Origin of the sequence: Cognatishimia sp., from assembly GCF_049116455.1 — a bacterium.
GTDB lineage: Bacteria > Pseudomonadota > Alphaproteobacteria > Rhodobacterales > Rhodobacteraceae > Cognatishimia.
The window spans coordinates 327,909-351,822 of record NZ_JAGDYW010000003.1 but is presented as its reverse complement, the minus strand read 5'-3'; the positions used below and the strand labels follow the sequence as shown (position 1 = coordinate 351,822).

The window sequence follows — 23,914 nt, the reverse complement described above, 5'->3', positions numbered from 1 at the left end:
TGACAGAAAAGGACTGGGCGGATGACGGCACAGAACGGGAAAGACCTGCTTATCAAGGTGGATATTTTGGGGGACGGCAGCTTTGCGACGCTGGCCGGACTGAGGGCAACTCGGATCAGCTTTAACGCGGAAAGCGTGGATGTGACTTCGCTTGAGAGCCAAGGCGGTTGGCGTGAATTGCTAGGTGGCGCAGGGGTGAAATCGGCGTCGATCTCGGGATCTGGTGTGTTTAAAGATGCGGACACAGACGAGCGTGCACGGCAGCTATTCTTTGATAGCGAGGTTCCTGAGTTTCAGGTGATTATTCCGGATTTCGGCACTGTGGAGGGACCGTTTCAGGTGACGTCATTGGAGTATGCCGGAACGCATAATGGCGAGGCAACCTATGAGTTGGCTCTGGCTTCGGCGGGTGCGCTAACGTTTGTGGCGGCCTAAGAAATGGTCAATCCACATGCAGGAGAGGTGGCGCTGGTTGTGAATGGCGAGCGCTGCTTGGCGAAACTGACTTTGGGGGCATTGGCGAGACTGGAAGAACGTTTGGAAACTGGGTCTTTGATGGCTTTGGTGGAACGCTTTGAGGGCGGGACGTTCAGCGCATCGGATGTGATTTCGTTGCTTTATGCGGGGCTCGCGGCCTGTGGTTGGGAGGGTTCTGAGGCTGATCTGGCCGAGGCTGAGGTCGAGGGCGGCCCGATGATGGCAGCCCGAGTGGCAGCTCGGATGTTGGCGGTGGCCTTTGTGGTTCCCGGAGATGGCAATGACGCTGTCTAAAGGTGGGTTTGACTGGGCCGCATTGATGCGAGCGGGGCTGCGTGGATTGCAATTGCGACCACAGGAATTCTGGGCGCTGACACCGGCAGAGTTGGCGATGATGTTGGGGCAGACCAAGGGCGTGGCTCCGATGAGCCGAAGCCAGTTGGATCAGTTGCTGATGGCCTATCCAGATCAGAAGGAAACGGATGATGAGTGACTTTGAGAACCTAGAAGACCTGCGGGATCAGCTTTCAAATATCGGCGATACGGCGGAAGTGACTGGGGATGTTATGGCAGCCTTTGATGGTGAATTAAAGCGCGTGCGGCAAAGTTTGCAGACCTCGGGTGGCGATTTTGAAACCTTTGAAAAAGGAATGTCCAAGGGGCTGAAAAAGGCCGTGGATGGGCTGGTGCAGGATGGCGACAGCCTGAGTGATGCGCTGCGCAATGTGTTCAAGAGCGTGATGGATGCGGCTTATGAGGCGGCGGTGACACCGGTGACGGATCACTTTGGTGCACTGATTGCGCGTGGGGTTGGCGGGCTGTTCAGCGGGTTGATGCCTTTTGCAAACGGAGGTGCTTTTTCGCAAGGACGCGTGATGCCCTTTGCCAATGGCGGCATCGTAAGCCAGGCGACGGCTTTTCCAATGCGTGGTGGGCTTGGGGTTATGGGCGAGGCTGGACCCGAAGCGATTATGCCTTTGGCGCGCGGGGCGGATGGCAAGCTGGGTGTGCGCGGTGGCGGCGGGCGAGCTGTGCAGGTGGTGATGAATATTCAGACTTCGGACGTAGAGGGCTTTCGACGCTCGCAAGGGCAGATCGCTGCGCAGATGAGCCGCGCGATTTCTCGGGGTCAGCGGAATTTATAAGGGGTTCGTGATGAGTTTTCATGAAGTGAGATTTCCGGCGAATTTGAGCTTTGGATCTGTCGGTGGGCCCGAACGGCGCACAGATATCGTGACGCTTTCAAATGGGTTTGAAGAGCGCAACACACCCTGGGCGCATGCGCGGCGGCGTTATGATGCGGGGGTCGGAATGCGATCTTTGGACGACATCGAGGTGCTAATTTCCTTTTTTGAAGCGCGGCGTGGGCAGCTTTATGGGTTTCGCTGGAAGGATTGGTCTGACTACAAATCTGGCAAGGCGCTGGCGGATGTGGATTTTCGCGATCAGGTGATTGGTGAAGGGGATGGCGCAGAGCATGTGTTTCAGCTGCATAAGGTCTATCGCAGTGGGGAGGCGCGCTATACGCGGCCTATCTTGAAGCCCGTCGCTGGTACCGTGCGGGTTGGCGTTGCGGATACAGAACAGCAGGAAGCTGTTGATTTTACGTTAGATACAGCGCGCGGGGAGATCACATTTGCCGTGGCACCTTCCCCTGGGGAACAGGTGACGGCGGGTTTTGAGTTTGATGTGCCGGTGCGCTTTGACACGGACCGCATTCAAACAAGCGTGGCGAGTTTTCAAGCGGGTGATATGCCGAATGTGCCGGTGGTTGAGGTGCGTGTCTGATGAGTATTTCTGCGGAATTTGAAGCGCATCTACGCACCGGTTTGACGACTTTGGCGCGCTGTTGGCAGGTCAAGCGGCGCGATGGCGTCACCTTTGGGTTTACCGACCATGATTGTGATTTGGCGTTTGAGGGGCAGATTTTTGGCTCTGGATCTGGCCTGACAGCGTTGGCGTTGGAGCAGGGTACTGGGCTGAACGTCGATAATTCCGAGGCGCTGGGTGTGTTGAGCGATGTGTCGATTTCGGAGGAAGAGATTTCAGCGGGGCGGTTTGATCATGCTGAAGTCACCTGTTGGCTGGTGAATTGGGCCGATGTCTCGCAGCGCTGCATCCTGTTTGCAGGGCATATCGGGGAGATTACGCGCAGTGGCGGGGCCTTTCGGGCGGAGTTGCGTGGATTATCAGAACCACTGAACCAACCGATGGGGCGGGTCTATCAGAAACCTTGCAGCGCAGTGCTTGGGGATAAGCAATGTGGTGTAGATATTCATGATCCAATTTTCTCTGCTGTGTTTGAGGTTGTCGAGCAGCATAGCCCTGAAGTGATTGAAGTTGCGCTGAATGACAATTTTGTGGCCGGGTGGTTTCAGCACGGGGTTGTTGTGGATGAGGCGCGCGGCTTTACGGGTATAGTGAAATCAGACGAGGTTGCCGATGGGCGGCGCGAGCTTACCCTTTGGACACCTTTACCTGCGTCTTTGAACGCCGGAGATCAAATTAGGGTGGTTGCGGGCTGTGACAAGCGCTTCGCAACCTGCCAATTCAAGTTTTCTAACACTCTGAATTTTAGAGGGTTCCCGGATGTTCCTGGCGATGAGTGGATCACGACTTTACCGCGTCAGGACGGGGCAAACTCTGGTAGGAGTTTGCGATGACAGATACGGCAATAGCGCAGCAGGTCCTACAAGAGGCACGCGCGTGGATTGGCACGCCATATGTGCATCAGGCATCGGTTAAACATGCAGGGTGCGATTGTTTGGGACTGGTGCGTGGGGTTTGGCGTGGCGTCCTCGGAGAAGAGCCCGAAGAGGCACCTGCTTATACTGCGGATTGGTCTGAAATTTCAGGACAAGAGGCGTTATGGGCGGCAGCGCGACGGAACTTGCTTGTGAAGCCGACGAGGGTTCCCGCGTTGGGTGATGTGATCCTGTTTCGAATGCGCGATGGGGCGATGGCGAAGCATCTTGGGATACAGTCGTGCATTGGAGAAACGCCTGCCTTCATTCATGCCTTCGGAGGGCATGCAGTGGTGGAAAGCCCATTGAGTGCCCCCTGGGCGCGCCGGGTCGTGGCGCGGTTTTCTTATCCAATTCAATCTGTTGAGGAGGCAAGCTAATGGCGACGATGCTTTTGTCCGCTGCTGGGGCAGCGATTGGTGGAGCCGTTGGCGGCTCGGTTCTGGGCTTGTCTTCAGTGGCGATTGGGCGCTTTGCAGGAGGGCTGCTTGGCAATGCGATTGATCAGCGCTTGATGGGCAGTGGGGCGGCTGTGGAAACGGGGCGAATTGACCGATATCGCATCACGGGGTCCGCTGAGGGCCGCGCGATTACGCAGGTTTTTGGTCGTATGCGTATCGGGGGCCATGTTATTTGGGCGACGCAGTTTCAAGAAGTTGTGACCCAGACCGGTGGCGGCAAGGGGATGCCGAGCCGTCCGAAGGTGAATGAGATCAGCTATACGATCTCCCTGGCGATTGGGCTTTGTGAGGGGCAGATTTCGGGTGTCACGCGGCTATGGGCGGATGGGCGCGAGGTATCGCAGAAAAGCGTGACGATGCGGATTTATGACGGCAGCGAAGGCCAACTGCCGGATCCTAAGATGGAAGCCGTTGAAGGCGTGGGCACGGTGCCAGCCTATCGTGGTTTGGCTTATGTGGTTTTCGAGGATCTGGATCTCGCGCCCTACGGCAATCGTATTCCGCAGTTTTCCTTTGAGGTATCGCGGCCTACGCCGGTTGAGCAGCCAGATACTGCGTTTGAACCGACGCGAGCAACACAGGCGGTGGCTTTGATCCCGGGGACGGGGGAATACGCTTTGGCAACTGAGCCCGTTTATCTGGAAAAAGGTCCGGGGCAGTCGGAACCTGCGAATGTGAACGCGCCGGGTAATCAAGCAGATTTTGTGACCACGATGGATGCGCTTGATAGTGAGTTGCCGAATTGCGGGGCGGTGTCGCTGATTACCAGTTGGTTTGGCACGGACTTGCGTTGTGGTGAGTGCGAGATTGGGCCGCGGGTTGAGACCATAGCGACCGATGGGACGATGCCTTGGCAAGTCTCGGGAGTATCTCGAAGCCAAGCGCAGGAGGTGCCTGTGGTTGGAGATCGGCCTGTTTACGGGGGGACACCTTCGGACCAATCGGTGGTTCAAGCGATTGAGTATCTGAAGGCACAGGGGCGGTCGGTGATGTATTACCCCTTTGTTTTGATGGAACAAAGGGCTGGGAATATATTGCCTGACCCTTGGACGGGTGAAGATGGCCAGCCTGCCTTACCATGGAGGGGGCGGATTACGCTTTCGGCGGCTCCGGGGCAGGAAGGAAGTCCAGACGGAACGGTGGCGGCAGAGGCTGAGGTCGCGGCGTTTTTTGGAACAGCGAGTGCCAGTGATTTTGTCGTATCAAATAGGGCAGTGACCTATTCTGGTCCGCCCGAGTGGCGATATCGGCGGTTTATTTTGCATCAAGCTGCGCTTTGTGCAGCGGCGGGCGGCGTGGATGCCTTTTGCATTGGATCAGAGATGCGTGGGCTGACGTCTATTCGAGGGGAAGGTCGAGAGTTTGTGGCCGTGACCCAGCTTATTGATTTGCTGCGTGAGGTGCGTGTGATCCTTGGGCCGGATGTAAAGCTGAGCTATGCCGCTGATTGGTCAGAGTATTTTGGCTATCAACCCGAGGATGGCTCAGGAGATCGGTATTTCCATCTGGATCGACTTTGGGCGGATGATGATTTGGATTTTGTCGGCATTGATAACTATATGTCTCTGTCTGATTGGCGAGATGAGGCAGGGCATGCGGATGCGGACCATGGCTCGATCTATGATCTTGACTACCTCATGGCCAATATCGAAGGCGGCGAGGGGTATGATTGGTATTACCACTCGGATGAAGCGCGCGAGGCGCAGATACGCACGTCGATTGAGGATGGGGCTTATGGCGAGCCCTGGGTCTATCGCTACAAGGACATCAGCAATTGGTGGGCGAATGCGCATCATGAGCGCATTAATGGCGTGAGGCAGGCGGAGGCGACAGCTTGGGAGGCGCAGTCAAAGCCGATTGTCTTTACAGAGCTTGGTTGTGCAGCGGTCGACAAAGGCACCAACCAGCCCAATAAGTTTCTGGATCCGAAGTCGTCTGAAAGCAGTTTGCCGTATTTTTCCAATGGGATACCGGATGATTTTATTCAGCATCAGTATCTGAAAGCGCAGTATCGCTACTGGGCGGATGAGGCCAACAACCCGGTGTCTGAAGTCTATGATGGCCCGATGATTGATATGTCGCAGGCCTATGTCTGGGCTTGGGATACGCGGCCATTTCCTCGGTTCCCGCGCAATAGGGACCTATGGAGCGATGGGGACAATTATAGGGCTGGCCATTGGATTTCCGGGCGCACGACGCATCGATCTTTGGCCTCGGTTGTGCGCGAAATTTGTGAGGTGGCAGGTGTGAACCGGTTTGATGTGTCTGGGCTATCTGGCATGGTACGCGGCTATGCAGTGGATCAGGTGACGTCGGCGCGGCAGATGCTTGAACCCTTGATGATCCGATATGGCTTTGATGCGGTGGATCGCAATGGTGTGTTGAGCTTTGTCATGCGCGATGCCGAGGCGGCATTGAAGCTAGACGAAGTTTATCTGGGCATCACCGAAGACCTGCCTTTTGGTATCGAACGCCAGCGTATGTCAGAGGCAGAGGTGATCGGCCGAGTGCGGGTTCAGGCGGTGGATGCGGTTGGGGATTTTGATACGTTGGCCGAAGAGGCGATTTTGCCGGATCAAGAGACCCACAACGTGTCGACCAGCGAGTTTAACCTCTCGATGCAACGCGGAGAAGCACGGTTGGTAGCGGAACGTTGGCTGGCTGAGGCACAACTGGCCAAGGATACCATGAGCTTCGCTTTACCCCTGTCGCAATTGGCTCTGCAGGTTGGGCAGGTCATTGAGATTGATGATGAAAACGGTGAGGCGCATCTATACCGAATTGACCGGATGGAAATCGCTGAGGCGATTCAGTGTTTTGCAACGCGAGTGGCAAAAGAACTCTATGAGCCAGCTATGCCGATGGTGACGGATGATGCTTTATGTGGATTTTCCTCTCCGGTGCCGGTGACACCTTTGTTTATGGACCTGCCGTTGATCCGGGGCGATGAAAACGCCCATAGCCCGCACGTAGTAGCAGTCGCGGATCCTTGGCCTGGGCCGGCGGCGGTCTATAGCGCCTTTGGAGACAGCGGTTTCCAACTGAACACCGTTTTGTCGAACCGCCCGATTGTGGGTCAGCTGCAAGAGGTATTGCCCAGTGTACAGGCAGGCGTGTGGGATCGATCCGCACCGGTCGAGGTGAAGCTGATTCATGGCGCTTTGGAAAGCCAGCCAGAAGCGTCTGTTCTGCAAGGTGGTAATGTGGCGCTGATTGGCGATGGTACCGCCGGAAACTGGGAAGTTTTGCAGTTTGCGACAGCTGAGCTGATTTCTGAAAAGACCTATGCAATATCGGATTGTTTGCGAGGGCAGGCGGGCAGCGATGGTGTGCAGCCGGGTGAGTGGCCTGCAGGGTCTTGGTTTGTGCTGTTGAATGGCGCAGTGGATCAGATGGTTTTGCCTTTGGCATCTCTGGGGTTGGAGAAAACCTACCGAGTGGGACCTGCTGGATATCCAGTGTCGGATCCGATTTATACAGAGCAGGTACATCAGTTTGCCGGTAATGGGTTACGGCCCTTTAGGCCCGTGCATTTGAACGCTGAATGGAACGCCAGCGGTGATCTATTAGTCAACTGGATCAGGCGCAGCCGCATTGGCGGGGATAACTGGGAGCTGCCTGAAATCCCGCTTGGTGAGGAAACGGAAAGCTACTTGGTCGAAGTGCGAGCCGATGGGGTGCTTTTGCATTCAGAGTTTGCGCAACAGCCAGAACTCAACCTGTCACATGCGACGGCGTCCTCATGGAGCATCGATGGGGTTTTGGATCTGCAGGTGGCTCAGATCTCAGCACTCTATGGGGCGGGGCCTTTCGCGCAGATCACGATTGCGGTGCCTGCATGAGGATGGTTTTGGCGGGCGATGTCTTTGCGCTCGCCCATCGGATTGCTGCAATGCCACTGTGTGAACGGCGCAGCGCCTGTGATCAAATGCTACAGGAGGCTGACTGGGCAGATAAATATCACAAACGTCATGGTCAATGTCATCCAAGATGGGGGAATGGTAGCTTGATGGGGCGGGTTGGGCTGGATGGCGCTCCACTGGGAGCACCAAAATTCAATGACCCAGATTTCTGCGATACTTTGCTTTTGGTGATCACTCGATTGCAGGAATGGCGGGCCGTGAAACGTGGTGATACGCTAGGCCGGCCACAGGTAAATCGTCCTAATCGCGAAGATTTTACAGAACATTCTCCCTGATATCACTGGGGCGTCTTGCATTTGTCACAGTGATACTTTCCATAACAACCTTGAATTTGCTCTGAAATCCCTAAGTGGTATATCATCAGGCAAGAGAGGAATGTTGCATGGCAGAACGTCGCCCCATCATCCAAGAGCTGGACCCAGTCTGGACGCAAATCCTGCGTGAGGGTCAGGACGCTTTACAGGAAGAGCCGCTGTTGGGCGGTTTGATCCATTCGTCGATCCTGCACCATAAGTCGATCGAACAGGCGCTGAGCTATCGCGTGTCGCTGAAACTGGCCTCTGGTGAGATGTCAGAACAGCTGTTACGCGAAATCTGTGACGAGGCTTATGCCAGCGATCCAAGCGTTGCCATGGCGGCCCGTGCGGATTTGACAGCGGTGTTTGAACGCGACCCGGCGTGCCATCGTCTGATCCAGCCGATGCTGTTTTTCAAAGGTTTCCAAGCCATCCAAGCTTACCGCGTGGCTCACTGGCTGTGGCAGAATGGTCGTAAGGATATGGCTTACTTCTTCCAGATGCGCTGCTCTGAAGTCTTTGGCATCGATATTCACCCCAATGCACGTATCGGGCAGGGGATCATGATCGACCATGCCCATTCCATCGTGATTGGGGAAACCGCGGTTGTCGGCGACAATGTCTCGATGCTGCATTCCGTTACATTAGGCGGGACCGGCAAAGAAGAAGAAGACCGTCACCCAAAAATTGGCGATGGCGTTCTGATCGGGGCCGGGGCCAAGGTTTTGGGAAATATCAAAGTGGGCAACTGCTCTCGTATTGCGGCCGGTTCCGTGGTGCTGGAAGAAGTGCCGACCTGTAAAACTGTGGCAGGTGTGCCTGCAAAGATCGTTGGCGACGCGGGTTGTTCGCAGCCTGCCGTAAGTATGGATCAGACGCATATCGAATGATAATGAACTGATAATGCAATAAAAAAAAGCCGCTGGATTGAGCGGCTTTTTTGTTTTTGATTAAGGCGGCCCTTAAGCCAGCATCGCCATTGGATTTTCCAAGTTGTTGACAATGGCCTTCAGCAGATCAGATCCAACCGCGCCGTCGATGACACGATGATCTACCGACATGGTCACGCTCATAACCGTCGCGACGGCAAGATTGCCTTCTGCATCCACCACCGGTTTTTTAACACCAGCGCCTACAGCCAGAATGCCTGCGTGCGGCGGGTTCACGATGGCGTCGAAATTGTCGATACCAAACATGCCTAGGTTGGAAATGGCAAAGCTGCCGCCCTGATATTCATGTGGCGCCAGTTTACGGTCCCGCGCACGGGTGGCGAGGTCTTTCATCTCGCTAGAAAGCGTAGAAAGGGATTTCATTTCCGCGTCCTGAAGCACAGGGGTAAACAGGCCACCTTCGATGGCTACCGCTACAGCGACATCGCTGGCCTTCATCTGCAGCACGCGATCTCCGGCCCAAACGGCGTTGGCCGCAGGCACGGATTGCAGCGCCAACGCCACGGCTTTGATGATGAAGTCATTCACCGAAAGTTTCACACCGCGATCCGCCAGTTGAGCGTTGATTTCACTGCGGAATTTCAACAGTGCATCCAGTTTGATGTCACGGCGCAGATAGAAATGCGGAACCGTCTGTTTGGCTTCGGTGAGGCGCGCCGCAATGGTTTTGCGCATGCCATCCAACGAGACCTCTTCGTAGTCGCGACCCTCATAAGCGCGGGCCACTTGGTCAGCAGAGGGGCTTGACGCCATTGGTGCCGCTGCGGCTGGTGCGGAGGCTGATGGAGCTGCCGCAGGGGCCGCGCCAGGTTGAGCATTCAAGACATCGGCTTTCACGATGCGACCTTTAGGGCCGGAGCCTTTGAGCGCATTCAGATCGACGCCCTTATCTGCGGCAATGCGGCGTGCCAGAGGTGAGGCAAAGACGCGGGAACCGTCAGATGCTGCAGGTGCTGACGGCGCCGGTGCAGAGACCGCTGGCGATGGCGCAGGTGGTGCTGCATCAGCTTTGGCCGCTACGGGCGCTGCTGCGGCCGGAGAAGGTGCGGAAACAGAACTTGCGTCCTCTCCTTCTTCCAAAAGCATCGCGATGGGAGTGTTTACTTTCACGCCTTCACTGCCTTCGGCCACTAAAAGAGGGCCCATGGTGCCTTCGTCGACGGCTTCGAATTCCATCGTGGCCTTGTCGGTTTCGATCTCGGCGATGATATCGCCAGAGTTCACTTCGTCGCCTTCTTTCACGAGCCATTTGGCAAGTGTGCCTTCTTCCATGGTCGGAGAGAGCGCAGGCATTAAGATTTCAATTGGCATCTGAATGGCTCCCTAGCGATATGTGACTTGCTTGACGGCGGCGATGACCTCTTCGGTCGTGACCAGCGCAAGTTTTTCAAGGTTGGCGGCATAGGGCATCGGAACATCCTTGCCCGCACAGTTAATCACTGGCGCGTCGAGATAATCAAACGCCCTTTCCATGATCGTAGCTGACAGGTGGTTGCCAATGGATCCCACAGGGAAGCCTTCTTCAACAGTCACGCAGCGGTTGGTCTTCATGACCGAAGCCAGCACCGTATCGTAATCGATCGGACGCAGGCTGCGCAGGTCGATGACTTCGGCGGAAATGCCATCTTCTGCAAGCTTATCAGCAGCTTCCAATGCATATTGCATCCCGATGCCAAAGCTGACGATGGTCACGTCACTGCCTTTGCGCCAGACGCGGGCCTTGCCGATTTCCACGGTGAAATCATCCATGACAGGCACATCAAAAGAGCGGCCATACAAGATTTCATTTTCCAAGAAGATCACCGGGTTTGGATCCCGGATCGCAGCTTTCAACAGGCCTTTGGCGTCGCTTGCTGAATAGGGCATGACCACCTTCAGACCAGGAATTTGCGCATACCAAGCGGCGTAGTCTTGCGAGTGTTGCGCGCCGACGCGGGCGGCTGCACCGTTTGGACCACGGAAGACAATCGGACAGCCCATTTGGCCACCTGACATATAAAGCGTCTTGGCTGCAGAGTTGATGATCTGATCAATCGCCTGCATCGCGAAGTTAAACGTCATGAACTCGACAATTGGCTTTAGGCCACCAAAAGCGGCGCCTACGGCGATCCCAGCAAAACCATGTTCGGTGATCGGCGTGTCGATGACACGTTTGTTGCCGAACTCATCCAACATGCCCTGACTGATCTTGTAAGCCCCCTGATATTCAGCGATCTCTTCGCCCATCAGGTACACTTCTTCGTCCGAGCGCATTTCCTCGGCCATGGCATCACGCAGCGCTTCGCGCACGGTCTGCTGCTTGACCTCTGTACCGACGGGCCAGTCTGGTTCTAGGTTCATGACCGGCACGGCTTCAGCTGCCGCAGGTTGCGCCGCAACAGGCGCTTCGGCAGCGACCGGCGCTGGTGTGCCGTTTGCCGCTGACGGAGCAGGGGCCGCGCCGGCTTCCTCGCCATCTTCCAGCAGTGTTGCAATCGCTGTGTTAACCGCGACATTCTCAGTGCCTTCCGCCACCAGAATATGCCCAATTACACCTTCATCAACCGCTTCAAACTCCATCGTCGCTTTGTCGGTTTCGATTTCCGCAATGATGTCGCCAGAGCTGACCTCATCGCCTTCTTTCACCAGCCATTTTGCCAGCGTGCCTTCTTCCATCGTCGGCGACAGGGCCGGCATCAAAATTTCTACTGCCATTTCTTAAGATCCTTCTGCCGAGGTAATCATGCCAACGATATTGCCTTGGCCGTCTTCTACATAGGCGCAGCGGCCGACACCGGGAAAATCTGTGGGTGGGAGCGCTTCAGCACCCCCATTGGCCAGCGCCCAGGTGTAGATAATGTCGCAATCAAGGACGTCGAACGTCATAGTGCCACCACGAACAGCTGACCCTGCTGGATGGGCTTCGTCCGGGCGTTTCATCATGCCGATAGTCAGATCGCCACCCAGTCCCGGTCCTGAGGCGAGGTTGTATTCCATTTCCTCACCGCCGGGCATTGGTGCGAAATCCCAGCCAAAAAGCCCTGAATAAAAGGCCTTACCGGCCTCAACATCTTTCACGTATATTTCAAAATGTGCCATGATGTCAGCTCCTTACGCCACAATGTCGGTCCACAGCTCGCTTTCAGCGGGCAGTGGGCTGGTTTTGGCGAATTCGGCGCTTTCGTTCACGACCTTTTTGATCTCTTTGTCGATGGCCTTCAGGTCTTCTTCAGAGGCGTGTTTACCGGTCAACAGCATCTCACGGACGCGTTCAATTGGGTCCCGTTCTTCGCGTACGCGCTGTACTTCTTCGCGGGTACGGTATTTGGCCGGGTCCGACATAGAGTGACCGCGGTAGCGGTAGGTTTTCACCTCGAGGATATAAGGTCCTTTGCCTGCGCGGCAGTGCATCACGGCCTTTTCACCGGCCTCTTTCACGGCCAAAACATCCATACCATCAACAACTTCGCCGGGGATGCCAAAAGCTGCGCCGCGGGTGTAGATATCTGGGGTGGATGTTGAGCGCTGTTGTGATGTGCCCATAGCGTACTGGTTGTTTTCAATGACAAAAATCACCGGAAGATCCCAGATCGCGGCCATGTTGAAAGTCTCATAGACCTGGCCTTGGTTCGCCGCACCATCCCCAAAATAGGTGAAGGTCACGCGATTGTTGCCTTTGTATTTGTCTGAAAAAGCAAGCCCTGCACCAATGGGCACCTGAGCGCCAACAATGCCGTGACCGCCATAGAAATGCTTTTCTTTGCTGAACATATGCATCGAGCCGCCTTTGCCTTTGGAATACCCGCCTTCGCGGCCCGTCAGCTCGGCCATCACACCGTTTGGATCCATGCCACAGGCCAGCATATGGCCGTGATCACGATACGAGGTCAGGCGTTTGTCACCTTCTTCAGCGGCGGCTTCGAGCCCAACCACAACAGCCTCTTGGCCAATATAAAGGTGGCAGAACCCGCCAATCAGACCCATGCCATAAAGCTGGCCCGCTTTTTCTTCAAAGCGGCGGATCAGTAGCATTTCACGGTAATATTCTTTCAGCGTGTCACCGCTGACATTCGGCTTTTTGGTCGCTTTTTTCGCAGCCATTGGATGCGCGCCCTCCCTGGCAGTTTCATCTGCAGTTTAATGGCCATTATAGTTTAGCCTTAAACTATCTTTGAATCCATGAAACCACGGGTTGCGCAGACACACCAGAGCAAAATTTCAGTGATTGTCAGAGTCTCGTTTACCGAATGACCATTTCATCAGCGCGCAGCATGCCCAGAACCGAGCGGGCTTGTTGGTCGACGAGGTCAAGATCAAGGTAATCGTCAGAAAGGCGTTTGGTTAGGTTTTCCATGCGGGCCACTTCGACCTGCATCATCTCAAGCTCTTGTTCCAAAAGCTGAGTTTGTGCCGAAATCTCCGCCCGGCGGAACAAGCCATAATCCCCCTGCACAGCGGCAAAGGTAAAATAGACTGCTAAACTGAACGCCACCCCAAAGAATAGGGCTGCGCCAATAGCCGGGCGGGATTTGGATACTGCCATGGTTGTTGCCACGTCTGCCTCAGTAAGTTGGGGCCTTTGCGACCCTCTGACTTCACTATGCCATAGGTGATTCGTTTTGTGAATCCCTAAAATGCAAAAATGATTCGTTTTTTTGTCTTTGGAGTCAGCTTGTTATGGTGACTCTTGCTGAGGTTTCGCGGCGATTAAAAAAGCGATCTCTGCGGGTCAAGCAATTCCGGCCCGTCATCATGCACGCCGATCTTATCAACTTTATAAGCGTCAAAATTCCAACCCGTGCCATAACTTTCGATCACCTCATCATCGTCGACTGTGCGGTGCAAGAAGTCAGCGCCCTGGCTTTCTCTGAGAATAACCGGGGTGCGCGGGTGGATATCTATCAGTTGGTCCTCAGCGGCACGAGTGAGGATGGTGCAGGTTTTTAAACCCTCTCCAAGATCCGAATAAAGCCCAGCAAAGAAGAAATGCGAGCTGTTGATCTGTGGTTTAATCGCCCAGGGTTGTTTTGCGCCTTTGGGGCCGGTCCATTCGTAATAGGCGACAGCGGGAATAAGGCAGCGCTGTTTGGCCCAGGCATTGCGGAAGGTGGGTTTTTCAAATGCCGTTTCGATTTTCGCGTTAAAGGTTGTGGCCTTCCAATCTTTCACATCGCCTTTGTGCCATTGCGGCACAAACCACCATCGCGCAGAGGTCATATGCAACCCATCTGGTTCCGCCGTCAGGCAGGGAACTTGGTTGGTGGGCTTGATGTTATAGCCCCATTGCGCCGTCTCCACGCCTTTGTCAGGGCGCGGCTTAGAGGGGTAAACATAGCCTTCGATGATCTCGGCCATTTGTCTTTGTGTCAGATGGCCGGCTGCGAATTTTCCACACATGTCAGAACTTTGAAGGAAAGGGCAGGCGGCGACAAGCCTGCAAAGAAAAAGCCCCTCTGGCGTTGGGTCAAAGGGGCTTTGAATGTCGTCATGTGAGCGAGGTGTTAGCCTGCGACAGATGCGTCGTAGATCTCGTTGATGGTCGCTTCGATGGTGCCGTTGAAGGCCGCGTCGTCTTGTTGGGCAGACAAGCCTTCGGTCAGCGCACGCGAGAAAGATGCGATGATGCCGGAGTTTACAGACAACATGTCGTTGGCTTGCTGACGGGAATAGCCGCCGGAAAGAGCAACAACGCGCAGAACCCGTGGGTGATCGACCAATGGCTGATAGAGGTTTGCTTCGTTTGGCAGGGTCAGCTTCAGCATCACATTTTGATCCTCAGACAGGGCGTCGAGTTGCGCGAGGATTTCGTCGCGCAGCATGACTTCTGCTTCGGATTTATCGGCGATGGAAATGGTCACTTCCGGCTCAACAATTGGCATCAGACCTTTGGCGATGATCTGCTTGGCTACGTCAAACTGCTGGCCAACGACAGCTTTGATGCCTTCTGCGTTCGCGGCATTGATGACAGAACGCATTTTGGTGCCAAAGATGCCTTTGGTGTTGGCTTTGTCCAGCAGTGCGTCCAGGTCAGGGTTGGGCTTCATGACTTGTGCGCCATTGTCTTCGTCGGCCAGACCTTTGTCGATCTTCAAGAACGGTACCACGCCGCGCTCTTCCCAGAGATACGTCGCAGACGGTTTGCCAGCAATATCGCCATCCATGGTGCGTTCAAACAAGATTGCGCCAACCACCTTGTCGCCGGTGAAGGCCGGAGCCTGAGCGATACGGGAACGCATATCGTGGATCAGGCTGAACATTTCGTCGTCATTGTTATAGGCGGTTTCATCAACACCGTAGAGGCGCAGCGCCTTTGGGGTGGAGCCGCCGGATTGATCAAGCGCGGCAATAAAGCCTTTACCAGCACGAATGAGTTCAGCTTGAGAAGTTTTGGACATTATGTTCCGCCTTGAAATGAAGGTGTTTCCGACAGTCTGGGACCTTGCCCCGGTTCTAAGCGACGTGCGCCCAAGAATGCAACGCCGGTAACGCTAACAATTGAGGGTTCGGTTGTAGATTTTCCAAAGTTTAAAATTGATTTAGTTTCTAAAATAAAAAGAGCGGGTGAATACCCGCTCAATTTCCTAATTTTTGCTGCCTTTTTGGGCAGGGTTTAGTCCGCTTCCAACGCCGCAACACCCGGTAGGGTTTTGCCTTCCATCCATTCAAGGAAGGCGCCACCGGCGGTGGATATATAGGTGAAATCATCCGCGGCATTGGCACCATTCAGCGCAGCAACCGTATCACCGCCCCCTGCGACAGAGATCAGCTGACCTGCTTTGGACAGTTCTGCTGCTTTGGCTGCCGCGGCATTGGTGGCTGCATTGAATGGTTCGATTTCAAAGGCGCCGAGTGGGCCGTTCCAGATCAGAGTTTTGGCTTGATCCAGGATCGCTGAAATCCGCTCAACTGCCACGGGGCCAGCATCCAGGATCATTGCGTCGTCAGGGCAGGCGTTGGTGGCGACAGTTTCATTCTCGGCACCGGCTTTGAATTCGCGCGCTACAACCAGATCGGCAGGTAGAACAATGTCGCAGCCTGCGGATTCGGCCTTTGCCATGATCTCGCGCGCGGTGTCCGCCAGATCATGTTCACACAGGGATTTGCCAACCGGCAGCCCCTGCGCCGCAAGGAAGGTATTGGCCATACCACCGCCAATCACCAGGTGGTCGACTTTTTCAACCAGGTTGCCCAACAGTTCGAGCTTGGTGGAAACCTTGGCGCCGCCAACTACAGCCACAACCGGGCGTTCTGGTTTTGAAAGCGCGCTTTCCAAAGCGGAGAGTTCCGCCTGCATCAAGCGACCTGCGCATGCAGGCATCAAACGTGCGACACCTTCGGTGGAGGCATGGGCGCGGTGCGCCGCAGAAAAGGCGTCGTTGCAGTAAATGTCGCCCAAGGTGGATAGGAAGCCCGCCATTTGCGGATCGTTTGCTTCTTCCATCGGGCTAAAGCGGGTGTTCTCGATCAGTACAACGGCGTCAGACGGCAGTGCGAAAATCTCATCATGGCTTGGGCGCTCGATGAAAGTCACCTCAGTGCCGAAAGCCTCTGACAGGGCAGGGACAAGCTGACCCAAAGACATTTCAGGCACGGGTTTGCCCTTTGGACGACCAAAGTGCGCCAGCAGGATCGGAGAGCCGCCTTTCGCAAGGATATCCTTGATGGTCGGCACGATACGCTCGATCCTGGTGGCATCAGTTACCTTGCCATCTTCCATCGGTACGTTGATGTCCACACGGGTCAGCACGCGCTTGCCGTTCAGGTCCATATCGTCCAGAGTTTTCCAAGCCATCTGCTTGTCTCCTAATAGTCTTGTCGCCGAGGCGCTCTGTTTGCATTGGTATGTTAGCGCCAACATATGCATAATACGCGCCGGACATACCAGAATTTTTCAGCGCTTTCCGCCAAAGAAACAGCATTCTATCAGGCAAAAAGACACCTGTTGCATAGAGCATTAGCATGACAGGTCAATGGCAGCCTTGGCATTCGGGGCTTCCATGACTAGTTTGCGCTCAACGATAGTAATAGGAGCGCCAAAATGGCCGACATTAAAGATCCAGAAAACACCATCCTGATGGAGCTGAAAGACGGAACCGTTGTGATTGAACTGCTGCCAGACGTCGCACCAGGTCACACAGACCGCATGAAAGAGCTGGCGCGTTCTGGTCAGTACGACAATGTGTGTTTTCACCGCGTGATCGACGGTTTCATGGCGCAGACCGGCGACGTTGCGAATGGCAACATGGAAGATAACTTCAACATCCGCGCAGCGGGCACAGGTGGCTCTGACCTGCCAAACCTGAAGGCAGAATTCTCTAGCCTGCCACACGACCGCGGCACTTTGGGTGCAGCACGTTCCCAAATGCCTGACTCTGCGAACTCCCAGTTCTTCATCAACTTCAACGACAACCACTTCTTGAATGGTCAATACACCGTTTATGGCCGTGTGATCGAAGGCATGGAGCACGTGGACGCGATTGTTAAAGGCGAGCCACCTGCAAGCCCTGATCGTATGATCTCTGTAAAGGTTGCAGCAGATGTTGCGTAAGCTTGCAGTGATAGCAGCGCTGGTTTCCGGACCAGCGTTTGCATCCGGCATCGACATCACTGTCGAAGGCGAAGCCAATGGCGTGATTAAGATCGACCTGCTGGAGGACGTGGCGCCTCAGCATGTTGAGCGCATCACCACGTTGGCGGAGCAGGGCAAATATGACAATGTTGTCTTTCACCGCGTGATCGACGGCTTTATGGCGCAGACCGGTGATGTCGAATTTGGCATCATGGGCAGCGACATGCGTCGTGCCGGCACTGGCGGGTCTGCTTTCCCGGATCTGCCTGCTGAGTTTTCAGACGTGCCATATGAGCGCGGTGTGGTGGGCATGGCGCGCAGCCAGAACCCAAACTCTGCGAACTCTCAGTTCTTCATCATGTTTGAACCGGGTTACTTCTTGAACGGGCAATATACCGTTGTTGGCAAAGTGACTGAAGGTTTGGATGTATTGGATGCGATCAAACGCGGTCATCCGCGTTCTGGCACCATCACCGGCAAGCCTGATGTCATGACAAAAGTCTCAGTAACTGAGTAATTCTTTGTCACAAACCCGTGTGTGGGGCTATCAATAGGCCCCACATATGCGCACAGTTTTAGGAAGCAAACTGGAGCGCGTTATGAGTTTTCGAACCCTTCTAGCAGCGGCTGGCCTGAGCTTGGCCATGTCTGCAGCCTCGGCTGACCCGAATTTTTGGAAACATGAATGGCCTGACACGGATTTCGCCAACACGAGTGTTGAGTGGATCGAAGTCTTGTCAGGTGGTCCTCCAAAAGACGGTATTCCTGCGCTTGATGATCCTTCTTTCATAAGCGTAGCGGATGAAAGCCGCATCGCGCCTTTGGAACCTGTGATTACGGTTGAAATTGAAGGCGAGACACCTCGCGCCTATCCGATCCGTTATCTGACATGGCATGAAATTGTGAATGATACAGTTGGCGATGTTCCCGTCGCAGTGACCTTCTGTCCGCTGTGTAATTCTGGCATCACCTTTGATCGTCGCACGCCGGTTGGGACTTTGTCGTTCGGGGTGTCTGGCAAGCTCAGAAATTCCGATATGATCATGTATGACCGCGAAACCCAAAGCTGGTGGCAGCAGGCCATCGGGCAGGGGATCGTTGGGCAGATGAACGGGGTTGAATTGATCACCCTACCAACTTGGATGGAAAGCTGGGAGCAATTCTCGACCCGCAATCCAGATGGTTTGGTGATGGATGAACCACGATTTAATCGCGCCTATGGCAGCAATCCTTATCGCGGCTATGACAGCTCGCGCCGTCCGTTTCTATACAATGGTGAAATGCCACCGCATGGGATTGAGCCCTTGCTGCGGGTTGTGCGGGTTGGCGATCGCGCTTGGCCGTTAAGCCGTTTGCAAAAGGAACCTGTGATAAATGAGGCTGGCGTTCAGATCAGCTGGGTTGCTGGGCAGGCGTCAGCTTTGGACACCGGTAAAATTGGCAGCGGCAAGGATGTCGGCTCGATCCGGGTGAAAGATGCAGCGGGCAACGATCTGCCACATGATGTGATGTTTGCTTTTGCCTATCATGCCTTTTGGCCTGATGGCACTTGGATGCTGGGTGGCTGAAATTTCGCCCGATCAAGCCCTTACGAGCTGAGGGTTTTTATTGCTCGGGAAGTAACCTCGTCAGGTGTACCTGAAACATCCACCTCAGTATGCGCTTCATCTTCGGCAAGCGGCTCTAGCGTTGCGAGTTGAGATTCCAGCAAAGACACGGGCATATAATGACCCTCCCGCGCGCTCATGCGGGATGTGATCAGGTCTTTATCTGCGGTCAGAAACACAAAATGCGCATCGGGCAGCGTTGCCCGGATCACATCACGATATTGGCGTTTGAGGGCAGAGCAGGTGGCAACCACGGTCCGATCCTTGACCTTGCGATGTTCATCAGCGATTGCCTGCGCCACGGACTTGAGCCAAGGCGCGCGCATCTCATCAGTCAGTGGAGTGCCTTCAGACATGGCCTTTACATTTTCTGGCGGATGCAGGTCATCGGCCTCAATATAGATCCCATCAAAATGCGCCGTCAGACCAAGCGCCACCGAGGTTTTTCCGACGCCGCTGACGCCCATGACGATAATCGTGCGCGGATGCATTTTGGCCCTTCCTTCGCTCGGTCTTGTGTTGAATGACGCTCTGATAGCGCAAACATCTCTGAAATCATAGTCAATGTCGCCAGAAATTTACGGCGTAAGTTATTGATAATGCTCAGAGTGTAAAAAATATTATACTCAGTGTGTTGAAAATTAGACATGGAGTGCGAAATACTAGACACAAGCAACGCAATAGACTGCCCAATAGATTGCCCAAGGAGGCCTTATGACTTTTCAAGATCGCAACACTGTCGTGTCGATGCTAGTGAACCTCATCACGTTCACCTACGTCGTGTCGCGCCTGCTGAACATGCACGCAAGCGGGGCCTTTGACGGCGCTGATGCTGCCAACGTCTGGGCAAAAATGGTAATCTGGATAATCCCGATTTCAATTGCCGCGACCATCGTTGGCACCATCCTGTTTAATATTCTCTTCGCCATTTTCACCGGACAGGAAAAACCAAGCTTTGTCGTGGACGAACGTGATCGCATGTTTGAACGCCGCGGAATTTTTGCTGTGGTCGCAGGTGCGGGTACGGGGTTTGTGGGAGGGATTTTGGCGATGGCCTTGGACCACTCCGTATTGGTCGGTCTCAATATCATGTATTTCGGCATGGCGGCCGGAGCCATGGGGTCTGATCTTGTACGCTTTTTCAGCTACCGTCGGGGCTATTGATCGATGGGAAAGACCAAACTCAAGATCACCAATAATATTCGCCGCCTGCGCTTTGATGCGGATGAGATGACGCAAAAGGATTTGGCCGAACGCGTGGGCGTCACGCGCCAAACCATCGTGGCCATCGAGAATGCCAAATATTCACCCACACTGGAACTCGCGATCCTGATTTCGCGGACCTTTGGAAAGCCTCTGGAAGAGGTCTTTGACATCATCGACGCGCAATGATGCCCGTCATTTAACGAGGAATGCTGCTATGCTTTTAAGCCCTACTTTTTTCTGGAACAAAATGGCGCGCGGATACGCCAAAAGCCCAGTGGGCAACCCCGCCGCTTATCAGGTCAAACTTGATAAAACCGCTGAATACCTGCGCCCAACTGATCACGTCCTTGAATTTGGCTGCGGGACCGGTACTACCGCATTGATCCATGCACCAAGGGTTGCAAAGATGGATGCAATTGATTTTTCCAAAGAAATGATCGCGATCGCACGAGAAAAACTTTGGGATCAAAGTGCACCAAACGTATCGTTCGAAGTATCGAGTTTTGAAGATTGGCCGGTGCCCGTCGAAGGGCAGGGGTATGATGCCATTCTTGGCATGTCGATCCTGCATCTGATTAAAGACGCAGAATCTACTCTGGATAAGGTCCACAAGAGCCTGAAGCCGGGCGGGGTTTTTGTGTCATCCACAGTCTGTCTTGGTGATGGGAAAGGCCTTGGTCGGTATTTTCTACCCGTACTTGGCGCAATCGGAGTGTTGCCGAGAATTCGATTTCTAAAGGCGACTGCTTTACAGAAAATGATCAAAGACCATGGGTTTGAAATCGAACATCACTGGCAGCCCGACGGGACGCCGACTTTGTTTGCCATAGCGCGACGGGTCGATTAATCGGATTTCCCACGCCACAACAAAAACAGCCCCGCCAAAATGATGATGGCACTGCCGATCATCATTCTTGTGGTCAGGGTCTCACCAAACCAAAGCACACCAATGCCCAAGCCAATCAAAAGGCGGGAATAGCGAAATGGCGCAACAGCAGAAATTTCGCCGGTGCGCATAGCTTTCATTAGGCATGAATATCCGAGAACCCCAAAGACGGCGGCCAGTGCGATCTGGCTGCCATTTTCGAAAGCCACCGGGATGAAGGCCTCACCGCTCCAAGCGCGGTAAAGAAGTCCAGCGATGATAATGGCGAGGAAGCCATAGAACCCCAGAACACTGGTTGAGAGAGACGCAGGTGCTGCGCGGCTAGCAAGGTCACGGCCTGCAAATCCAAGCATGCCGATGACAGCAAAGGCCGAATGCCAGGTAAAGCTTTGACTATCTGGATTAAGGACAATCAGCACACCCGTCAGCCCCAGCGCGATCGCCGCCCAACGGCGCCAACCGACTTTGTCACCAAGGAAAAGCGCGGCGCCAGCCACAACCACAATTGGTGTGGCCTGAAGGATGACCGTCGCGGCCGATAGAGGCGCCAATGCAATGGCGAGAAAGAAAAATAGACGCCCGGTGATTTCAAAGCCCGCGCGGATGATCATGGGCTTTGAGCGCACCTCTGCTACGACCAAAGACTGTTCATTTCTGCGCGCGAGAACGGAGAAAATCGCAGCACCAATTGCGCCCAGCAAAACAATGGCTTGCCCAATTGGCAGAGTGTCGGTGCTGGCTTTGAAGAAACTGTCCTCTAGCGCGAAACCGAACATCGCGGCGACCATCCAAAGACTGCCCGCAAGATTAGGAGAGATCGAAGATTTTGTCATTAACACTGCCCAGAGGTAAGAAATTCAGACCAATTTGATCCGTGGCCCACAAAAAAGGCACCCTAAGGTGCCTTTTCAAATCCTAGTTTGTCAGGCGTTGTTTAAGCTTTTGGTGCAGCAGCTGCTGCAGGCGCTTTGGACTTACCGTTCAATGGGTCGTCCTGACGTTGGACAGAGCCTTCGAAATGCGCACCGGATTCAATTGCGATTGTCTTGTGAATGATGTCGCCTTCAACACGTGCTGTTGAGGTTAGGCGAACCTTCAGGCCACGCACGCGACCGACGATACGGCCATTGACCACAACATCATCAGCGATCACTTCACCTTTGATAGTGGCGGTTTCACCGATGGTCAGCAGGTGCGCTCGGATGTCACCTTCGACGGTGCCTTCGACCTGGATATCGCCAGTTGTCTTCATGTTGCCCTGAACATGCAGGTCAGAAGACAGCACAGATGCTGGCGGCTTCGCCTTTGGCGCGGTTGGTGTCATGTCTGCTCCCTTTGGTGCTGCCGGGATGGTGGCAGCTTCTGGGGCGGCCGGTTTCGCGGAATCTGTTGGTTTCGCGCCGGGCTCATTGATTTTGCTTTTAGAAAACATCTCGTGCAGCCTTGATAAAATTCATTGGGTTTACAGCCTTGCCGTTGATGCGCACCTCGTAATGAAGATGCGTCCCGGTAGACCGTCCGGAATTGCCCATATCACCTATACGTTCTCCACGCGAGACCCTTTGGCCAACATTTACGCGGATTTTTGCCAAATGGGCGTAACGGGTTTCAATTCCATGGGCATGTTTGATCTTGATGAGGCGTCCATATCCGGACGACCAACCCGCGTGAACGATCACGCCATCAGCCGTAGAATAGATCGGCGTGCCATGTGGACCCGCGAAATCAGAGCCCTTGTGCATGCGGCCCCAACGCATACCAAATCCACTAGTGTAACGCACAGCAGCTTTCACAGGGTTGGCAAATGGCACCGTTTCCGCAGCGATGCGGTACATGTTCAAACGATCCAGATCGTTCAGCAGGGCATTCGCGCGGGCTGCATTTGGATCAAGCACACCACCGGATGTGGAAATCGACAGCGGTGTCAGCGGGCCACCTTGGCCACTATAGCCACGGCGAACTTCTTGCAGCAGTGACTTGGTGGACAGACCCGCATTGGAGAACATTTTTTCCAAAGGCTCGACAGAGACTGTCATCGCATCTTCGAGCTGGGTGAAAATCTGTTCGTTTTTCTCTTCCAGAAGCTCAAGTTCCAGCTTCATCTCATCCGCGCGCAGCAGGGCAGCCTGCGCTTCGGCATAGACCTCATCGCGTTCCTTGGCGGTTTCAGCCAATGCCACAGCCAGTGCATCCACGCCTGCAGCATTCAAATCCTGAGCAGCGATAGAGGTGTTATCGCCAGATTCATTCTGCGTGTCAGCCAGGGCGACCCGCGCTTCGTCACGTTGCTTCATCGTGCGGCGCAGGGTGGATTGGATGACCTCGATACCGGTTTCCAATTCCCGACGACGGGTTTCAGAGGACAGAAGTTGAGATTGCATCAGGGAGATTTGCTCAAGAGCTGCATTAAAGCGTTCCTGAGCCGCTACTGCCTCACCAGAGCGCAAATCGCGTTCGCTGGAAATCTCGTTCAGGCGCAGCTGATAGGTTTCCTGATCGCGCTTTGCTTGCTCACGGAAATTACCAGAGCCAATGCTGTCCATCACAAGAATGGCGGTGGCAACGATGCTCCATGCAATCAGCAAGCCGACACCTGTGAAGGCGATCAGCTGCGTGCCCGGACGCAAACGGATAAACCGCGTGTCCGTTTCAGAGCGAAGGAAAAGTCTGCGTTCTGGAAAAAACCGCTCCAGAAACGCGTGAATATGGATAGCCAGACGTGTTCTCACATCCCGTCCCTTATTAGTCCCAACCCAGTCATCTTCGATGCGTGCACTCTTTGTCCCCGGCAACGCTGGCAGTTCCTTAGCGAGCAG

28 protein-coding genes are annotated in these 23,914 nt (G+C 54.5%); 16 read left to right on the top strand and 12 right to left on the bottom strand.

The genetic code is table 11. The features are described from left to right. The first annotated feature begins 21 nt into the window (after positions 1–21). The 10 genes from JXQ85_RS06620 to cysE all read left to right on the top strand — a co-directional run bounded on the left by JXQ85_RS06620 (position 22) and on the right by cysE (position 8,791). Positions 22–435, top strand: coding sequence for a phage major tail protein, TP901-1 family (locus JXQ85_RS06620; protein WP_421748095.1), 414 nt, complete (start codon positions 22–24; stop codon positions 433–435). Positions 436–438: 3 nt separating this feature from the next. Further along, positions 439–771: a gene transfer agent family protein gene (locus tag JXQ85_RS06615; protein WP_421748094.1), complete on the top strand. Its 333-nt coding sequence runs from the start codon at positions 439–441 to the stop codon at positions 769–771. Next, positions 758–970: a rcc01693 family protein gene (locus tag JXQ85_RS06610; RefSeq protein ID WP_421748093.1), complete on the top strand. Its 213-nt coding sequence runs from the start codon at positions 758–760 to the stop codon at positions 968–970. Before JXQ85_RS06615 ends, JXQ85_RS06610 begins: the two co-directional genes overlap by 14 nt. Further along, a complete protein-coding gene (locus JXQ85_RS06605; protein ID WP_421748092.1) occupies positions 963–1,622 on the top strand; it encodes a phage tail tape measure protein in 660 nt (219 codons plus the stop codon). Before JXQ85_RS06610 ends, JXQ85_RS06605 begins: the two co-directional genes overlap by 8 nt. A 10-nt stretch (positions 1,623–1,632) precedes the next feature. Further along, positions 1,633–2,265, top strand: a complete 633-nt coding sequence (locus JXQ85_RS06600) for a phage distal tail protein, Rcc01695 family (RefSeq protein WP_421748091.1) — start codon at positions 1,633–1,635, stop codon at positions 2,263–2,265. After that, positions 2,265–3,140, top strand: a complete 876-nt coding sequence (locus JXQ85_RS06595; RefSeq protein WP_421748090.1) for a DUF2163 domain-containing protein — start codon at positions 2,265–2,267, stop codon at positions 3,138–3,140. The genes JXQ85_RS06600 and JXQ85_RS06595 overlap by 1 nt, the downstream gene beginning before the upstream one ends. Next, the gene (locus JXQ85_RS06590; protein ID WP_421748089.1) at positions 3,137–3,601 is read left to right on the top strand and encodes an NlpC/P60 family protein; all 465 of its coding nucleotides are present in this window, start codon (positions 3,137–3,139) and stop codon (positions 3,599–3,601) included. The genes JXQ85_RS06595 and JXQ85_RS06590 overlap by 4 nt, the downstream gene beginning before the upstream one ends. Beyond that, positions 3,601–7,524 carry a baseplate multidomain protein megatron gene (locus JXQ85_RS06585; RefSeq protein ID WP_421748088.1) on the top strand — a complete coding sequence of 1,308 codons (3,924 nt, stop codon included), beginning with the start codon at positions 3,601–3,603 and terminating at the stop codon, positions 7,522–7,524. Before JXQ85_RS06590 ends, JXQ85_RS06585 begins: the two co-directional genes overlap by 1 nt. Beyond that, positions 7,521–7,880, top strand: a complete 360-nt coding sequence (locus JXQ85_RS06580) for a hypothetical protein (protein ID WP_421748087.1) — start codon at positions 7,521–7,523, stop codon at positions 7,878–7,880. Before JXQ85_RS06585 ends, JXQ85_RS06580 begins: the two co-directional genes overlap by 4 nt. Positions 7,881–7,987: 107 nt before the next feature. Next, positions 7,988–8,791: a serine O-acetyltransferase gene (cysE, locus tag JXQ85_RS06575; RefSeq protein ID WP_421748086.1), complete on the top strand. Its 804-nt coding sequence runs from the start codon at positions 7,988–7,990 to the stop codon at positions 8,789–8,791. Positions 8,792–8,863: 72 nt separating this feature from the next. Here cysE and JXQ85_RS06570 read toward each other — a convergent pair whose 3' ends face one another. The 8 genes from JXQ85_RS06570 to JXQ85_RS06535 all read right to left on the bottom strand — a co-directional run bounded on the left by JXQ85_RS06570 (position 8,864) and on the right by JXQ85_RS06535 (position 16,622). Then, on the bottom strand, positions 8,864–10,162 hold the full coding sequence (locus JXQ85_RS06570; RefSeq protein WP_421748085.1) for a pyruvate dehydrogenase complex dihydrolipoamide acetyltransferase: 1,299 nt from the start codon (positions 10,160–10,162) through the stop codon (positions 8,864–8,866). 12 nt (positions 10,163–10,174) lie between these two features. Continuing rightward, positions 10,175–11,545 (bottom strand): pyruvate dehydrogenase complex E1 component subunit beta, encoded by a 1,371-nt coding sequence (locus JXQ85_RS06565; protein WP_421748084.1) that lies wholly within the window; start codon positions 11,543–11,545, stop codon positions 10,175–10,177. Positions 11,546–11,548: 3 nt separating this feature from the next. After that, the gene (locus JXQ85_RS06560) at positions 11,549–11,929 is read right to left on the bottom strand and encodes a VOC family protein (RefSeq protein WP_421748083.1); all 381 of its coding nucleotides are present in this window, start codon (positions 11,927–11,929) and stop codon (positions 11,549–11,551) included. Between the two features lie 12 nt (positions 11,930–11,941). After that, positions 11,942–12,931, bottom strand: coding sequence for a pyruvate dehydrogenase (acetyl-transferring) E1 component subunit alpha (gene pdhA, locus JXQ85_RS06555; protein ID WP_421748082.1), 990 nt, complete (start codon positions 12,929–12,931; stop codon positions 11,942–11,944). A gap of 139 nt (positions 12,932–13,070) precedes the next feature. Then, positions 13,071–13,373 (bottom strand): FtsB family cell division protein, encoded by a 303-nt coding sequence (locus JXQ85_RS06550; RefSeq protein WP_265020912.1) that lies wholly within the window; start codon positions 13,371–13,373, stop codon positions 13,071–13,073. A 164-nt stretch (positions 13,374–13,537) separates the two neighbouring features. After that, positions 13,538–14,227 (bottom strand): SOS response-associated peptidase, encoded by a 690-nt coding sequence (locus tag JXQ85_RS06545; protein WP_421748081.1) that lies wholly within the window; start codon positions 14,225–14,227, stop codon positions 13,538–13,540. A 104-nt stretch (positions 14,228–14,331) separates the two neighbouring features. Continuing rightward, complete coding sequence (locus tag JXQ85_RS06540) at positions 14,332–15,225, bottom strand: fructose bisphosphate aldolase (RefSeq protein WP_421748080.1); 894 nt, start codon at positions 15,223–15,225, stop codon at positions 14,332–14,334. 215 nt (positions 15,226–15,440) lie between these two features. Beyond that, positions 15,441–16,622, bottom strand: coding sequence for a phosphoglycerate kinase (locus JXQ85_RS06535; RefSeq protein WP_421748079.1), 1,182 nt, complete (start codon positions 16,620–16,622; stop codon positions 15,441–15,443). Between the two features lie 246 nt (positions 16,623–16,868). Here JXQ85_RS06535 and JXQ85_RS06530 point away from each other — a divergent pair, with 246 nt between their 5' ends. The 3 genes from JXQ85_RS06530 to JXQ85_RS06520 all read left to right on the top strand — a co-directional run bounded on the left by JXQ85_RS06530 (position 16,869) and on the right by JXQ85_RS06520 (position 18,967). Then, positions 16,869–17,378, top strand: a complete 510-nt coding sequence (locus JXQ85_RS06530) for a peptidylprolyl isomerase (RefSeq protein WP_421748078.1) — start codon at positions 16,869–16,871, stop codon at positions 17,376–17,378. Beyond that, positions 17,368–17,916 (top strand): peptidylprolyl isomerase, encoded by a 549-nt coding sequence (locus tag JXQ85_RS06525; RefSeq protein ID WP_421748077.1) that lies wholly within the window; start codon positions 17,368–17,370, stop codon positions 17,914–17,916. The genes JXQ85_RS06530 and JXQ85_RS06525 overlap by 11 nt, the downstream gene beginning before the upstream one ends. Positions 17,917–17,998: 82 nt before the next feature. Next, the gene (locus JXQ85_RS06520) at positions 17,999–18,967 is read left to right on the top strand and encodes a DUF3179 domain-containing protein (RefSeq protein ID WP_421748076.1); all 969 of its coding nucleotides are present in this window, start codon (positions 17,999–18,001) and stop codon (positions 18,965–18,967) included. A 20-nt stretch (positions 18,968–18,987) separates the two neighbouring features. Here the strand turns inward: JXQ85_RS06520 and JXQ85_RS06515 are convergent, their stop codons facing one another. Further along, positions 18,988–19,497: a gluconokinase gene (locus tag JXQ85_RS06515; protein ID WP_421748075.1), complete on the bottom strand. Its 510-nt coding sequence runs from the start codon at positions 19,495–19,497 to the stop codon at positions 18,988–18,990. A 223-nt stretch (positions 19,498–19,720) separates the two neighbouring features. On the opposite strand from JXQ85_RS06515, the gene JXQ85_RS06510 reads away from it, so the two are divergent. The 3 genes from JXQ85_RS06510 to JXQ85_RS06500 are packed head-to-tail and all read left to right on the top strand — an operon-like array spanning position 19,721 to position 21,059. Next, complete coding sequence (locus tag JXQ85_RS06510; protein WP_421748074.1) at positions 19,721–20,170, top strand: hypothetical protein; 450 nt, start codon at positions 19,721–19,723, stop codon at positions 20,168–20,170. Positions 20,171–20,173: 3 nt separating this feature from the next. Continuing rightward, a complete protein-coding gene (locus tag JXQ85_RS06505) occupies positions 20,174–20,398 on the top strand; it encodes a helix-turn-helix transcriptional regulator (RefSeq protein ID WP_421748073.1) in 225 nt (74 codons plus the stop codon). Between the two features lie 28 nt (positions 20,399–20,426). Beyond that, positions 20,427–21,059, top strand: a complete 633-nt coding sequence (locus tag JXQ85_RS06500) for a class I SAM-dependent methyltransferase (protein WP_421748072.1) — start codon at positions 20,427–20,429, stop codon at positions 21,057–21,059. Here the strand turns inward: JXQ85_RS06500 and JXQ85_RS06495 are convergent. The 3 genes from JXQ85_RS06495 to JXQ85_RS06485 form a co-directional block, all read right to left on the bottom strand. Beyond that, a complete protein-coding gene (locus tag JXQ85_RS06495) occupies positions 21,056–21,931 on the bottom strand; it encodes a DMT family transporter (protein WP_421748071.1) in 876 nt (291 codons plus the stop codon). The two genes, JXQ85_RS06500 and JXQ85_RS06495, sit on opposite strands and share 4 nt — an antisense overlap. Before the next feature lie 101 nt (positions 21,932–22,032). Then, the gene (locus JXQ85_RS06490) at positions 22,033–22,530 is read right to left on the bottom strand and encodes a bactofilin family protein (RefSeq protein WP_421748070.1); all 498 of its coding nucleotides are present in this window, start codon (positions 22,528–22,530) and stop codon (positions 22,033–22,035) included. Next, complete coding sequence (locus JXQ85_RS06485) at positions 22,520–23,827, bottom strand: DUF5930 domain-containing protein (protein ID WP_421748069.1); 1,308 nt, start codon at positions 23,825–23,827, stop codon at positions 22,520–22,522. Before JXQ85_RS06485 ends, JXQ85_RS06490 begins: the two co-directional genes overlap by 11 nt. Between the last annotated feature and the right edge of the window lie 87 nt (positions 23,828–23,914).